Consider the following 14112-nt stretch of genomic DNA (forward strand, 5'->3'; position numbering starts at 1 on the left):
CGACGATGCCCCCTGAGGATCAGGGGGCATCGTCGTGCGCGGCCGGTTCGCCCGGTGTCACGGGTTCCCGGTGCGCGCCGCGGGCTCCTCCTCCGCCGCCGGTGCGGTCGGTACGACGGTGAGGGCCGGCGGGGCGGGCTGGACCGGCTCCTCGGTCTTTCGGACCTGGGTCCTGGCCAGGGCCGCGTACCGGTCGGGGCGGGCGGAGCGGATCCACAGGCCGTAGAGCACGCCGCCGGCGGTCGCCGCGACCAGCAGCCACGGCAGCGCGTGCACGACGGGGCTGTCGGTGCCGGTCAGCACGGAGAAGTTCGCCACCAGCAGCACCACGGAGAAGGTGAGTCCGGCGAAGCTGATCAGCGGGGCCAGCACGGTGCGCCACCAGTGGCGCTCGGGCCGGCCGCGGAAGAAGCCGACGACGGACAGGGCGGCCGCCGCCTGCAGCACGACGATGCCCAGCGTGCCGACGCCCAGCATGCTGGTCGCCAGGTTGGTGTACGGGTCGAGTCCGGCGAGGGCGAACACCGTCACCAGCACGACCGTCAGCGTGGTCTGCACCAGGCTGGCCCGGTGCGGCGCGTTGCGTTTGGGGTGGATCGCGTCCAGGAAGCCGGGCAGCACCCGTTCGCGGCCCAGGACGTACATGTAGCGGTTGGCCGCGTTGTGCAGGGCCAGGACGCCCGCGAAGAGGCTGGTGCACAGCAGGATCGCCATCACCGAGGTGACGGACTTGTCGAGGTAGTCGTCGCTCAGGTTGAAGAAGAGGTTGCCCAGGTCGTGCTTCGCCGTCCTGCGCAGGTGGGACGGGCCGATCGCGCCGACGGCGATCCAGCTGGTGAAGGCGTAGAAGACGGTGATGGTCAGGACGGAGATGTACGTCGCCATCGGGACGCTGCGCCTGGGGTTGCGGGACTCCTCCCCGTACAGCGCCGCGGACTCGAAGCCGATGTACGAGGCGAACGCGAACATCGCGGTGACGCCGGCGCCCGCCCCGAGGACGGTGTGCGGCGCGAACGACGTGGCGGGCAGCGCGCCGCCGCCGTGCCGGACGATCACGGCGATGTCCAGCAGCATCAGGATGCCGATCTCACCGACCAGCAGGACCTGCAGGACCCGGGCGCTGAAGTCGATCTGGCGGTAGCCGAGCACGCCCATCGCGACGACGCTCAGCGCCGCCCACCACTCCCAGGGCAGGTGCACACCCGCCTGGTCGCCGACGATCCGGGTGAAGTAGGCGAAGGTGCCGACCATTCCGACGGTGGCGGTGTTGTACGACAGCACCGCCACCAGTCCGGCGCCGACGGCCGGCGGGCGGCCCAGCCCGCTGGAGACGTAGGTGTAGAAACCGCCGGCGTTGACGATCCTGCGGCTCATGGCGGCGTAACCGACCGAGAAGCACAGCAGGGTGACGCCGGCGAACAGGAACATCGCCGGCACGCCGGGCCCGTTGCCGATGGCGAAGGCGAGCGGCACCGTGCCGACCAGGGCCGCGAGCGGTGCCGCCGCGGCCACGACCATGATGACGATCTTCCGGGTGCTGAGCGTGGGACGCAGGCCGTGGGCCGGCCCGTTCCCTGTTGTGGTTGCAGGCATGTCCGACATGGCGAGTCCAGCTTGGTGAGGGGACGGGGATACTGCCGGTGCTGGGGGACAGCCGGCGCGGTGAGGGCGCGGTCAGGCGGGGGCCAGGACGAGGGCGGCGTTCTGCCCGCCGAACGCCGCCGACTGGCTCACGGCGAGTGCGGGGGCGAGCGGACGTGCCGTCGTGGGGACGTCGAGCTTGACCCGCGGGTCCAGGTCGTCGAGGTTGGCGGTGGGCGGCACCGTGCCGTGTTCGAGCGCCAGGACGGTCAGGGCGGCCTCGGCCGCGCCCGCCGCGCCGAGCATGTGGCCGGTGACGCCCTTGGTCGAGGTGACCAGGGTGTCCGGGCCCAGCACCCGCTCGATCACCTCCGACTCCACCAGGTCGTTCAACTGGGTCGAGGTGCCGTGGGCGTTGACGTGCCCGATGTCGCTCGGGCCGGCCCCGGCGTCGGACAGTGCCTCGCGCAGCGACTGCTCCAGGCCCCGGCCGTCGGGGGCGGGCGCGGTGACGTGGTGGGCATCGGCGGACATGCCGAAGCCGACCAGGCGCGCGCGTACCCGTGCCCCGCGGGCGCGGGCGTCGGCCGCCCGTTCCATGACGAGGATCGCCGACCCCTCCCCCGCGACGAATCCGTCCCGGGCGGCGTCGAACGGCCGGGATGCCCCGGCCGGGTCGTCGTGCCGGGCGGACAGGGCGCCCATCTGCGCGAACGCGGCGATCACCAGCGGGGTGACCATGGCCTCGGTGCCGCCCGCCACGACGATGTCGCAGCGGTGCAGGTTCAGCAGGTCCCGGGCCACCCCGATGGCCGTGGTGCCCGACGCGCAGGCGGTGGACACCACGAGGCTGGGGCCGGTGGTGCCCAGCTCGATCGAGACCCGGCCGGCCGCCAGGTTCGACAGGTGCATCGGCAGCAGCTGCGGGGAGACCTTCTTGGCGGACGCCTCCAGCAGCACGCGCGCCTGTGCTTCCAGCGTGGTGGCGCCGTAGCCGCCGCAGCCGAGCACGACACCCACCCGGGAGCCGTCCCAGGTGCCGGGGTCCAGGCCGGCGTCGGCGAGTGCCTCGCGTACGGCGACGATCGCGAACTGCACGAACGGGTCGAGGCGGCGCGCCGCCCGGCCGCCGAGCAGGGCCACCGGGTCGAAGTCCGGTACCCGGCAGGAGATCCGGACCAGGTTGTCGCGGAGCACCGGGTCCGGCGCGGCGGTGGGCCGGCCCGCGCGGACCCGGTCCCACGACGCGGCCACGCCGACGCCCGCCGGGGTGACCATGCCGAGCCCGGTCACCGCTATGTCGCGGTCCGCCATCACGCCGCCCTGGTGGACCGGGCGCTCAGAGCCTCGACGATCGGGCCGACCGAGCGCAGCTCGATGAGGTCCTCCTCGGAGACCTCGGCACCGAACTTCTCCTGCAGTGCCAGGGAGAGCTCGACGAGTTCCAGCGAGTCGAACTCCAGGTCCTCCAGGCTGGCGTCGGGCGTGATCTTGTCCTCGGGTACCTGGAAGGAAACGACCAGGACTTCCTTGAATTGCTCGTACATCGTTCGGTTCTCCTTGTTCGGTTCGGTCCTTGGGGTCTCAGCGCGGGTCGTCCTGTGCGGCGGTCTCCGTCAGCGCGGTCACGTCGGGCCAGACGAGGGTGGTCGCGGCCCAGGTGAGTCCGGAGCCGAACGCCACCAGCAGGGCCCGGTGGCCCGGCGTCAGCTCCCCGGACAGCGCGGACTCCGCGAGCAGCAGGGGGATCGACGCGGCGCCGGTGTTGCCGACCCGGTCGATGTTGGTGAGCCTGCGTTCGGGCTCGATGCCGAGCTTCTCGGCGACCGAGTCGCAGATCCTGGCGTTGGCCTGGTGGGCGGCGAGCCGGTCGACGTCGGCGAGGTCCCACCCGGCGAGTTCCAGCGCGTCGAGCGACGCCTGCCGCATGCGCTGCACCGCGTGCCGGTAGGTCTCCTTGCCGCGCATCTGCAGATAGTGGTCCGCGCGGTCCGGCTCGGTCCCCGCCGACCGTTGCCGGGAACCGCCGGCCGGCACCTGGAGCAGCTCGGCCAGGTCGCCGTCGCTGCCCAGGACACACGGGCCGACGGCGCCCGGCTCCGTGGGCTCCCCGGCCCGCAGGACGACGGCGCCGGCGCCGTCGCCGAGGATGGCCGCGGTGTTGCGGTCCAGCGGGTCGCGGATCAGGCTCAGGGTCTCCGCGCCGATCACCAGGACGCGGCGGGCGCCGCGGGCCGCGATCAGCCCGGACGCCAGGGACAGGCTGTAGAGGAACCCGGAGCAGGCGGCGGTGACGTCGAAGGCGCCGACGCCGCCGAGGCCGAGCCGGGCGGCGACGGCGGGCGCCGTGGCGGGGCAGAAGTTCCAGTCGGGTGTGGTCGAGGTCAGCACGACCGCGTCCACCCGGCCGTCGCCGTCGGCCTTGAGCGCCAGCCGCCCGGCCTGTACGGCGAGGTCGCCGGTGGACACGGGCGGATCGACATGACGGCGCTCGCGTATCCCGATGCGCGCCCTGATCCAGGCGTCGGAGGTGTCCAGCCCCCGGGCGATCTCGTCGTTGCCGACGGCCCGGGGCGGCAGGCAGGCACCGATGCCGGTGAGCACCGCGGCGGGGGCGGCGGCTGCGGGCTGCCGGGCCATCACCGCTCCTGCTGGGCGCCGCCGAGGCCCATGTAGGCCATGCGGACCTCGGCCATCTCGTCGGTCCACTGCTCGGCCATGGCGTAACGCTCCTCCGGCTCGGTGTCGAGCAGCCGGCGGCCGGGCCAGACCTCGTAGTCCTTGAGCAGGTCGGTGTGGTCCTGCATGCCCTTCTGGAAGAGGTGCTCGCGGGGCATCACGAACTCCCTGTCGGGCACCTCGTTCCACAGCTGCAGCCCCTCCTGGATGATCTGTTCCAGGCGCGGCCGGTAGCCGGGGTTCTCGACGAGCGCGTCGCGGATGATGGTGCTGCCGACGGTCAGGTGCCGGATCTCGTCGATGGCCGCGCCGTGCGCGATCTCCCCGGCCGCCGGGTCCAGCAGGTCCCACTTGCGCTCGCTGAGTTCGGCGGCGGGCGCGAGCACGCCCTCGACGACGATCGTGAAGATGGCCACCGCGCCGATGAAGTCCTCGGGATCGCTGACGATCGGCACCGCCCACCGCTCCAGCGGGTCCAGCACCCGGGCACGGTAGTCGGCGGCCAGGTCGGCGACGTACGTCAGCAACTCCTCCTGCGGCACGCCGAGTTCGACCAAGTGCTGGCGGAAGACGCGGGCGTGCCGGGCCTCGTCGAGGAGCTGGGTGGCGAAGAACTCCATCTCCGGGATGCCGGACGCGTTGGTCACGTAGTGGCCGAGGATGCGGGTGGCGCGCTCCTCGGAGACCGCACGCAGGCCCAGCTCGTGGATCAGGGCCTCGCGCAGCGGCCCGGGCTCGCGCATGTACGCCGGTGTCGCGGCCTCGGCGCTGTGACCGGTCTCCACCCGGCCGGCCAGCGTGCCCTGGGCCACGCCGCGCAGCCAGTAGGCGACGTTGCAGCCTTCCGGGGTGAGGGTGAGCTCCTTGGCCCCGTCGAGCAGCCCGGGAGCGGTGTCCCAGGCGGTCTCCTCAGGGATGTCCGCGGGCGTCTGTGTGGTCATGAGGGCTTCTTTCCTTTCGCTGGCGGGCAGCTCGGGGCGGGCCGGGGCGGGGCGGGGCGGGCGGCTGTTCACTCCAGGGCGGTGGTGCTCGTACCGGCCGGGTCGTGCCGGTCGCTGCGACGCTCGCGCAGTTCGCGGGTCTCCGCGGCGAACAGCCGCCCGTCGAGGTTGAGCAGCGGACTGCCGCAGCCGGCCCGGCCGTCCACCACCTCGGCGATCAGCAGGTCGTGGTCACCGACCGGATGGCGGGCGGTGACCCGGCAGGACAGCGTGGCGAGCGTGCGGTCCAGCGCCGGGGCGCCGGTCAGCTGGTCGCTCCGCCAGTCCAGCAGCGCGAACTGGGCCTCGCCGGCGGGTCGTTCGGGGTTGGCGAACCAGTCGGCCACCAGTGCCTGACGATTGGTCAGCAGGTTGGCGGTGAAGCAGCCCGCGGTGGTGGCGAGCCGGGTGAAGGCGGAGCCGGTCCTGAGGCAGACGCTGATCAGGAGCGGATCGCGGGAGACCGCGCTGACGGCGCTGACCGTGGTGCCGTGCACGGCTCCCCCGTGTGCCGCGGTCAGTACGCTCACTCCGGTGGCCAGCCGGCGGAGGGCGGCGCGGCGGGGTGCCGCTGCGCCGCCGTCCGCGGCTGGTGCCGGCAGCGGTGGGGCGGTGGTGGTCACCTGTCCGCTGCCGCTCACGCGTGGCTCGGATCACGAGGCACGCGTTGCTCGGGTGAGGCTGGTCCGGCCGGAACGCCGTCCGAGGTCACGGGCCTCAGCTTCGCGATCAGCCGGCGGAACTCGGGGTTGGGCTCCGGCTCGAAGGGCAGCCCGAACGGCTTGAGGAAGTTGCCGAAGATCCCGCGGTCGCCGAACAGGTGGAAGGGGATCGCCAGCAGCGCCCATTCGGGCCCCGCGAGCCAGATCCACAGCCCGACCACGATGCTCTGGGTGACCAGGCTGTGCATGGTGTTGTAGGCCATGTAGTAGCCGCGGTGGATGCGGTGGTCCGGGCTGCGCCGGTAGGCGATCGCACCGGGGATGTACCCGAGGACGTCGATGTAGAGGAACAGGACGGCGGCGTGGACCCAGTTCACGTCGCCCGCGTGGGCGATGAGCAGACCGGTCGACACCAGGAAGCCGACCACGTACTCGGCGCGGTGCAGACGGTAGGTCGTCGGTGTCTCGAATTGGTTGGCGTGGTCCATCGTTGCCTCCTTCACCTGGTCCCGGAGCCGACGCCGAGCCCGGAGGCGGTGAGGTCGTCGTCGCCGAGGATCCGCGCGCCGCCGAACAGGCCGGTGACGGCGCGCGCGATGGTTTCCTTGATCACTCGCTCGGCGATCGGGTCGAGGATGCTCTCCATGCTCGCGATGCCGAAGTCGAAGTCGGCCCGGAAGTGCACGGCGCAGCCGCCGCCCGGGCGGGCGGTGAGCTGCCAGGCGCCCGACATGGTGTCGAAGTCGCCCTCGACCTGTTCGAACTCGATGCGTCCGTCGGACAGCAGAAACGTCTCCCGCTCGGTCCAGCACAGCAGCCCGCTGCGGAAGTTCAGCTCCCAGCTGGAGCGGCCGGTCCCGTGCGGCAGGCTCTGGTGGACCTCGGTGGACTTCACGTGCCGGGTCAGCTCGGGGTACTTCTCGAACCGTACGAGTTCCGGAAGGACGCCCGCGGGCTCCACCCCGTCGATCTCGGCGTTCAGTTCGACGCGTCGCATGGTGATCAGCCGCCTTCCGGCATCCGGGCGCGGCGATCGACGAGATCGCGGGTCGCGCGGTCGAGGGAGTCGAGCAGGTGGTCGACCTCGGCGTCGCCGAGCAGCGCGGGCGGGGTGAAGCGCACCACCGCGCTGCCGGTCATGGAGTGGTTGGCGACGACGCCGTGGTTGAACAGTTCCAGCAGCAGCTCGCCGGCCAGTCCGGCGTCGGCGAACTCCATTCCGATGAGCAGGCCCTGGCCCCGCACGTCCACCACGAGGTCCTGGCAGTTCTCCCGGACGATGCGCTCGATGTCCGGCAGCAGCCGCTCGCCGAGCGCCTCGGCCCGCTTGACCAGTCCGTCCTCCTGGATGGCGGCGATCGCTCCCTGGACCCCGGCCATCAGCAGCGGGGCGCCGGAGAACGTCCCGGTGTGGATGAACGGGTCCTTGTCGAAGGGCTTGAAGGTGCGGGCGTCGGCGAGGGCGGCCGAGACCGGCACCACTCCGCCGCCCAGCGCCTTGCCGGTGAGCAGGACGTGCGGCGTGACGCCGTACAGGTCCGCCCCCCACCAGGCGCCGAGCCGTCCCAGGCCGGTCTGGATCTCGTCCAGGATGAGGAAGCCCTCGTACTGGCGCACCAGGCGTTCGACGCCGGGCAGATAGCCGGGCGGCGGCAGGATGACGCCACCCTCGCCCTGCACCGGTTCGACGATGACGCACACCTCACCGGGGTGCGCGGACAGTTCCTTCTCCAGCGCTTCGAGGTCCCCGAAGGGGATGTGCGTGACATCCGGCAGCAGGGGCCGGAAGGGCCGCTGGTAGACGTCCTTCGCCGTGGCCGACAGGGCGCCGAGCGTCTTGCCGTGGTAGCCCTGTGCCATCGACACCAGGCGGCGCCGGCCGTTCGCGCGGGCAAGCTTGAGTCCCGTCTCCACCGCCTCGGTGCCCGACAGGGAGAAGTGCACCCGGTCGAGTCCGGCGGGGGCCACCGCGGTCAGTGCCTCGGCGGCGCGGGCGATGGACGGTTCCAGCAGGATGCGGGTGGCGGTCGGGTTGACGGCCAGCTGCTCCTGCACGGCCGCGAGGACCCGCGGGTGCCGGGCGCCCATGATGAGGACGCCGTAGCCGCCGCAGTTCAGCAGCCGCTCGCCGTCGTCGGTGTGGACCCACGGGCCGTCGGAGGAGACCTCCATGTGCCCGCCGAACAGGTCGGCGACGGTGGCACGGCCCTTGCTCAGATGCCGGCGGTACAGGTCGAGGATCTCGTCCAGGCCGTCGGGCGGGGGTGCGGTGCTCGGTGTGTGCGCGGTCATGACGTCGTTCCCTGTCGTGGATGCCATGGATGCCATGGGTGCCGTCCGGGGTGCGTGCGCCGGGGTCCGGCGGTCACGCCAGGACCAGCGGCCCGCCGGACAGGAAGTCCACCAGCGCCTCGGCGGTGCTGGTGCGGGACGGCGGGTGGAAGGCGAGCGGGCGCACGGCGGAGGCCAGGTACGCGGTCTCGGCGGAGCCGATGAACTCCATCCCGCCGAGCAGTTCGACGGCCAGCGCGGCGGCCCCGACGAGCAGTTCCTGCACCGAGAAGCGGGTGACCAGCGTGCCGGCCACGGTGGATTCGCTGATCTCGCCGTCCCGGATGGTGCGGGCCATGCCCTCGGTCAGCTCGATCGCGGCCTCGGTGCGCAGGGCGAGCGTGGAGCGGTCGGTGACCGAACCGCGGCCGCGCTCCAGGACCCGAGCGGTCAGCGCGCTGGCGGCACCGGTGTAGGCGGCGGTGATCAGCAGCTCGAACCAGATGAACCCGGCGGTCTGCAGGTCGTCGAAGCGGGCCGGGTCGTCGGCGGTGGCGCGGACGAACAGCTCCTCCTCGACGAAGACGTTCTCCAGCCGAACTTCGTCGCTCTCCGCGCCGGCCATGATGTCGCTGGACCAGAAGGGGTGCCGGGAGATGCCGGGCCGGTCGGCGGGCAGCACGGCCATGGCCAGCTCGGGGACACCGCCCTCGCCGGGCAGCGTCACGCCGAGGGTCAGCAGGTCCATCGAGTGCGACAGGCTGCACGGCTTCTTGGATCCGTTGACGAGGAAGCCGCCCTCGGCCGGGGTCGCGGTCATGGCGGGGTTGAGGATGTTCTGCTCGGTACGGCCCTCGGCCCAGCCGGAGGCCATCAGCAGCCGGTCGGGGGCCACCCGGCGCATCAGCTCGGCCTGGTGGCCGGTGAGGCGGGACAGCTCGGGGTCCAGCGCGAGAAGTGTGGCGACGGTGAAGTGGTGCATGGTCGCGGCGGCGCCGAGCGACGGCGAGTGGGCGCCGATGGCGCGCATCACCCGTACGGCCTGGAGCGGGTCGGCCTCCCGGCCGCCGAGCGCGGCGGGCACCAGCAGCGCGGCACCGTCGTGCGCCCGGAACAGGTCGATCACCTTGCTGCCGGGCCGCTCCCGCTCGGCGAACGGGATCCCGGCGAGCGCGCCGATCAGTCCGGGGTGGTGCTTCTCGCAGGCGGCGACGGCCGTGTCGAGGGAACGCATGGGAATGTCTCGCTTCCGTTGGGATGTCAGAACTCGAAGACGGCGGCGCGCGGTGACACGTCGTGCGCCACGCTCACGCCCTGCAGGCGCGAGGTCTTGAGCATCGGATAGTTGGCCTCACCGAAGACGCCGCTGGTCAGGCCGGTACCGCCATGCGTGGGGAGGTACGGGACAGTGCCGATGTGGGAGTCGTTGATCTTCAGCAGGCCGCCGTTGCGTACGCGGCGCACGACGTGGTCGATGACGTCGGGGCCGCTGCTCCACAGCGAGTTGCGCAGGCCGTACGCGTTGGAATTGACGAAGTCGATCATTCGGTCGAGGAGGATGTCGTCGGCGGCCGGCTCCGGCACCACCACCGGGATGAGCGGGAAGAACGTCTCCAGCCGTACGACGTCGAGCCGGCGCGGATCGCCGGGGCCGTCCACCCGGACCACCGTGGGTTCCAGGAACACCCCCGCCTCGGAGGGGGTGCCGTCCAGTTCGATCCGCCGGCCGCCGCAGACGATCCGGGCTCCGGCCTCGGTGGCCTCGCGCAGCAGGGAGAAGAAGCGCTCGCTGCGGCGCACCGGCGACAGCAGCACGTCCTCGTCCTCGGGCAGGCCGGGGGTGATGTCGGCGGCCAGCCGGGCCACCCGGTCCAGCAGGGCGTCGGCGACGGCGGGGTGGGCGACCACGCAGTTGGGCACCATGCAGATCTGTCCCGACCCGTAGAACGCCTCGGTGATCGCCTCCGCGGCCCGGTCGAGGTCGGCGTCCTTCCAGACCAGAACGGTGTCGTTGCCGGCCAGTTCGAGCACCGGCTTCTTGCCGTGTGCCACGCACTCCTGCTCGAAGCGCATGCCCTGCTCGCTGTCGCCGAAGTAGAAGATGTCGTTCACCTGGGGGTGCGCCAGCCAGCGGTCGATGATCTGCCGGGGTTTGCCGCAGATCAGGTTCAGCGTCCCGGCGGGCGCGCCGAGTTCGGCCAGCGCCGGGGCGACCAGCTCCCGCAGGATGTACATCGTGCTCAGGGCGATACTGCGCGGCGCCCGGACCACCACGGTGTTGCCGGCCATCAGCACCAGGACGGAGAGCGCGGCCATCGCCGCCGGCGCGTTCTGCGGCGGGTTGACGCACACCACCCCGTCGGGCTGCCGGCGGACGATGAGCCGCCGGCCCGCGTCCTCGAACTCCTGGTGCATCTGCTGCTCGTAGAACGCGCGGTTGGTGTCGCCGAACAGCGTGAGCAGGCCGGTGAGTTCCCAGCGGGCGAGCTTGCGGGGGTGTGCCTCGGCGGCGAGCAGGTCCAGCAGCACGTCCCAGTGGTCCAGCAGGCGTTCGCGGACCAGCCGGCCCAGTTCCAGCCGGTCCGCCGGCGGTACGGCCGCCCACTCCGGGAAGGCCGCGGCGGCGGCGTCGGTCGCGCTGTCGATGTCCGCGTCGGCGACCACCGCGCAGCGCCCCACCACATAGGGGTGCTGAGCGGCGGGCGATGCGGGGTCGGGGTCCTTCTCCAGCGCCCGCTTCAGCTTGAGGCTGGTGAAGACGTCCTCCAGCAGGGAGCGGGAACTGACCGTGTACACCCAGCCGTTGCCGTCGACATCCTTGTCACCGATGTACGAGCTGTAGCTGAGCAGGGGGGTGGTCCTGACCCGGGGGCTGCCCGGCGTGGCGTCTACCACTGTCGTGATCTCCTCGAAGCGTGGTCGTGGCGGTGACGGGCGGTCACCACGAAGGGGTGTCGAGGATCTGCAGCACGGCGATCGTGAAGCTGTGTCCCACGCCGACACCGACGAGGAGCACGTGGTCGCCCTGGGCGACGGCCCCGGTGCGCAGCAGGTGGTCCAGGCCCACGAACTGGTCGGCGCCGCCCATGTGTCCGGTGACCCGGCCGACCTCCCACAGCGACTGCTTCTCGGAGAAGCCGAGCGCGTCGTAGTTCTCGGGGCGCCCGCCACCGCGGTGGATGAACGGCAGGACCGCACGGGAGATGTCCTCCCGGCCGACTCCGGCCTCCTCCAGGGCGGTGTCCACGGCCCGGGACAGCGTCGCCTCGTACCGCTCCCAGGCGCCGACGGCGCCGGGCGTGGTCGCGAACGCCTCCAGGCGCCGCATGATCCTGATCGGCAGTTCCATGCCGGGCGCGGTACGGAACTCCTCGGCGCCGCGGCCGGCCGGCTCCAGGGAGCTGTCGCCCAGGGACACCAGGGACACGATCCTGGCCAGGCCGCCCTCGGTGGAGACCGCCAGCGCGCCGGCGCCGTCGCCGTAGATCAGGTTGGCCTGCTCGTTCCAGCGGTCCATGGCCGGGGCCGCGAAGCGGTCGGCGGTGGTGACCAGGGCGTGCCTGCCGACGCCGGCGGCCAGGTGGGACACGGCGAACTGGAGCCCTGCCATGGCGCAGTTGCTGCGCTGCTGGATGTCGACGGCGAAGGTGTGCCGGCCGACGCAGTTGCCCGCGACGTAGCTCGCCGTCGCCCACATGTCGAGGCCCTGGAACCAGACGCTGCCGTGCGTCAGCAGGTCGAACCGGTCGGCCGCGATGCCGGACCGGGCGACGGCCTGGCGGCCGGCCTCGACCGCCATGTCCGGCGGGGCGACCGACTCGGAGAGGGTGATCGACTCGTATCCGAGGTCGCTGTGCGCCTCGTCCACCAGCCCCTCGGCGACGGCCTCGGCCACCGGTGTCGCCGCCGGCAGGTACGTGCCGGTGCTCGCGATGAAGATGTCCTGGGTCAGACGCATGGTTGTCGTTCCTTAAGTCCGTAGGTCCGTGGTCCGTGGTCCGTGGCCGTGGTCCGTGGGCGCCGGTCGTGAGTCCGTGGGCGCCGTCGCCGGGAGCCGGGGGGCCGGGCGACTACCAGGTGACGGGCAGCTTGTTCAGGCCGTAGACGAGCGAGGTGTCACGGAAGGACAGCTCCTCCTCGGGCACCGCCAGGCGCAGTCCGGGCAGCCGCTCGAACAGGGTGGTCAGCGCCATTTCCAGCTCGGCGACGGCCAGCGTCGCGCCCAGGCAGTAGTGGGCGCCGTGGCCGAAGGTGAGGTGCTGGTGCGCCTCCGTCCGGTGGATGTCGAAGCGGGCGGCGTCGGGGAAGACGTCCTCGTCGTGGTTGGCGGCCGGAATGGCGAGGACCACCCCGTCCCCCTTGGCGATGTGCACCCCGCCGAGCTCCATGTCGTCGGCGGCGACCCGGACGATGTTGTCCTGGGAGATCGCCCAGAAGCGCAGCATCTCCTCGACGGCCGAGCGGATCAGCGAGGGGTCGGCCTTGATCTCGGCCAGCTGGTCGGGGTGCCGGAGCAGCGACAGGATGCTCAGGCCGAGCTGGTTGGCGCTGGTCTCGTGGCCGGCCACGAGCACCAGCCGGACCATGCCGACCAGGTCCTCGTGCGTGAGCTTGCCGGTGGCCAGGTACTCGCTGCACAGACGGCCGATCAGGTCGTCGCCGCCGCCCTCGGCGGCCTTGCGGGTGGCCAGTCCGTCGAGGTACTCGGACATGCCGATCTGCGCGGCGATCGCCTGCTCGGGGGTGACGTCCTGGGACAGGCCGATGGTCGTCTGCTCCTTCAGCAGGCTGATGTCCTCGTCCGGCACGCCGAAGATCCGGGCGATGACCAGGCAGGGCAGCGGGATGGCGAACTCCGTGACCAGGTCGACCGGCTTGGGCAGCCGCTCCAGGTCGTCGATCAGCTGGTCGACGATCTCCCGGATGCGCGGGCGCATGTCCTTGACACTGCGGGCGGTGAACTCGGAGGTGACCATGCGCCGCAGCCGCCCGTGCTCGGGCTCGTCCATGCGGATGAAGGAGAAGAGCCGGGGGATCCTCGGTACGAGCAGCCGGTGCGGCATGTCCGGGTTCGCCTCGTCCATGCTCATCCGGGCATCGCCCATCGCCGCGCGCACGTCGGCGTACCGGGTGAGGATCCAGGCGAGGGTGCCGTCGGGCAGCCGCACCTTGCGGGGCGGCCCGCCGCGGAGTTCGGTGTAGGCCGGCGGCGGGGCCATCGGGCAGGTACGCGACATCGGAAAGTCGAGTATTTCTTCGTCGGTGTCCGACATGGAATTCCCCCGGATCGATATCGACGGGAGGACCGCTCATTACCGGCCTCGGAGCCATGCTGCCCGGACGGGCTGATCCTGCGCTGATACGCCGCTGACCCGTGCCGCCGCGACCGGCTTCCGCCTCATGGGATGCGTCATTACCTGGGACGTAATCGACGGGGAATGCAGCGGGCGGGAAGATGGCTGCCGGAAAGCAGTCCCGGGACGGAAATGGCCGGGACGCGTCGCAGGGAGGGCAGCACCATGGCTGACATCGACAAACTCATGGAGCGTTATTCGGCGGTCTGGAACGAACGGGACGCCGGGCAGCGGCACGATCTGGCCGTCGAGCTGTGGGCCGCGGACGGGGTGTACGTCACCGGCGCGAACGAGCACCGCGGGGTCTCGGCCATCGTGGCGGCCGTCACCACGGCGTACGACGACTTCCTCAGCAAGGGCTTCAGCTTCCGCCTCGCCAGTGAGGTCGCCGCGCACCACCAGGGCGTGAAGTTCACCTGGCACATGACCGCGGACGGCAGCGACGAGCCGGTGTCCATCGGCCACGAGTTCCTGCTGCTCGGCGAGGACGGGAAGATCACCCACGACTACCAGTTCATGGAGCTGATGCCCGGTTCCTGACCGCGCTCAGCGGCACGCGAAGGCGGCCGGCACCCGATCGGGTGC

Annotated in this window: 14 protein-coding genes; 1 reads left to right on the forward strand and 13 read right to left on the reverse strand. The window is 71.8% G+C overall.

What is annotated here, in order from left to right; genetic code table 11:
• Positions 1-57 precede the first annotated feature (57 nt).
• The 13 genes from ACWGJ5_RS45865 to ACWGJ5_RS45925 all read right to left on the reverse strand — a co-directional run bounded on the left by ACWGJ5_RS45865 (position 58) and on the right by ACWGJ5_RS45925 (position 13446).
• Positions 58-1593, reverse strand: a complete 1536-nt coding sequence (locus tag ACWGJ5_RS45865) for an APC family permease (RefSeq protein ID WP_453315528.1) — start codon at positions 1591-1593, stop codon at positions 58-60.
• Positions 1594-1674: 81 nt separating this feature from the next.
• Positions 1675-2895, reverse strand: coding sequence for a beta-ketoacyl-[acyl-carrier-protein] synthase family protein (locus tag ACWGJ5_RS45870; RefSeq protein WP_453315529.1), 1221 nt, complete (start codon positions 2893-2895; stop codon positions 1675-1677).
• Positions 2895-3128, reverse strand: coding sequence for an acyl carrier protein (locus ACWGJ5_RS45875; RefSeq protein ID WP_453315530.1), 234 nt, complete (start codon positions 3126-3128; stop codon positions 2895-2897). Before ACWGJ5_RS45875 ends, ACWGJ5_RS45870 begins: the two co-directional genes overlap by 1 nt.
• Before the next feature lie 37 nt (positions 3129-3165).
• On the reverse strand, positions 3166-4221 hold the full coding sequence (locus ACWGJ5_RS45880) for a beta-ketoacyl-ACP synthase III (RefSeq protein WP_453315531.1): 1056 nt from the start codon (positions 4219-4221) through the stop codon (positions 3166-3168).
• Positions 4221-5201 (reverse strand): VlmB-like protein, encoded by a 981-nt coding sequence (locus tag ACWGJ5_RS45885; RefSeq protein WP_453315532.1) that lies wholly within the window; start codon positions 5199-5201, stop codon positions 4221-4223. Before ACWGJ5_RS45885 ends, ACWGJ5_RS45880 begins: the two co-directional genes overlap by 1 nt.
• A 68-nt stretch (positions 5202-5269) precedes the next feature.
• Entirely contained in the window at positions 5270-5881 is a 612-nt protein-coding gene (locus ACWGJ5_RS45890) for a flavin reductase family protein (RefSeq protein WP_453315533.1), read from the reverse strand.
• Positions 5878-6390, reverse strand: coding sequence for a hypothetical protein (locus ACWGJ5_RS45895; protein ID WP_453315534.1), 513 nt, complete (start codon positions 6388-6390; stop codon positions 5878-5880). Before ACWGJ5_RS45895 ends, ACWGJ5_RS45890 begins: the two co-directional genes overlap by 4 nt.
• 11 nt (positions 6391-6401) lie before the next feature.
• On the reverse strand, positions 6402-6899 hold the full coding sequence (locus tag ACWGJ5_RS45900; RefSeq protein WP_453315535.1) for a type II toxin-antitoxin system RatA family toxin: 498 nt from the start codon (positions 6897-6899) through the stop codon (positions 6402-6404).
• Between the two features lie 5 nt (positions 6900-6904).
• The gene (locus ACWGJ5_RS45905; RefSeq protein WP_453315536.1) at positions 6905-8194 is read right to left on the reverse strand and encodes an aspartate aminotransferase family protein; all 1290 of its coding nucleotides are present in this window, start codon (positions 8192-8194) and stop codon (positions 6905-6907) included.
• 73 nt (positions 8195-8267) lie between these two features.
• A complete protein-coding gene (locus ACWGJ5_RS45910) occupies positions 8268-9407 on the reverse strand; it encodes an acyl-CoA dehydrogenase (RefSeq protein WP_453315537.1) in 1140 nt (379 codons plus the stop codon).
• A 26-nt stretch (positions 9408-9433) separates the two neighbouring features.
• Positions 9434-11068 carry an aldehyde dehydrogenase family protein gene (locus tag ACWGJ5_RS45915; RefSeq protein ID WP_453315538.1) on the reverse strand — a complete coding sequence of 545 codons (1635 nt, stop codon included), beginning with the start codon at positions 11066-11068 and terminating at the stop codon, positions 9434-9436.
• A 43-nt stretch (positions 11069-11111) separates the two neighbouring features.
• Entirely contained in the window at positions 11112-12131 is a 1020-nt protein-coding gene (locus ACWGJ5_RS45920) for a ketoacyl-ACP synthase III family protein (protein ID WP_453315539.1), read from the reverse strand.
• A gap of 112 nt (positions 12132-12243) precedes the next feature.
• Positions 12244-13446, reverse strand: a complete 1203-nt coding sequence (locus ACWGJ5_RS45925; protein WP_453315540.1) for a cytochrome P450 — start codon at positions 13444-13446, stop codon at positions 12244-12246.
• A gap of 246 nt (positions 13447-13692) precedes the next feature.
• On the opposite strand from ACWGJ5_RS45925, the gene ACWGJ5_RS45930 reads away from it, so the two are divergent.
• A complete protein-coding gene (locus ACWGJ5_RS45930) occupies positions 13693-14067 on the forward strand; it encodes a nuclear transport factor 2 family protein (protein ID WP_453315541.1) in 375 nt (124 codons plus the stop codon).
• The last annotated feature ends 45 nt before the right edge of the window (positions 14068-14112 follow it).

This window comes from Streptomyces sp. NPDC054783 (assembly GCF_053611725.1).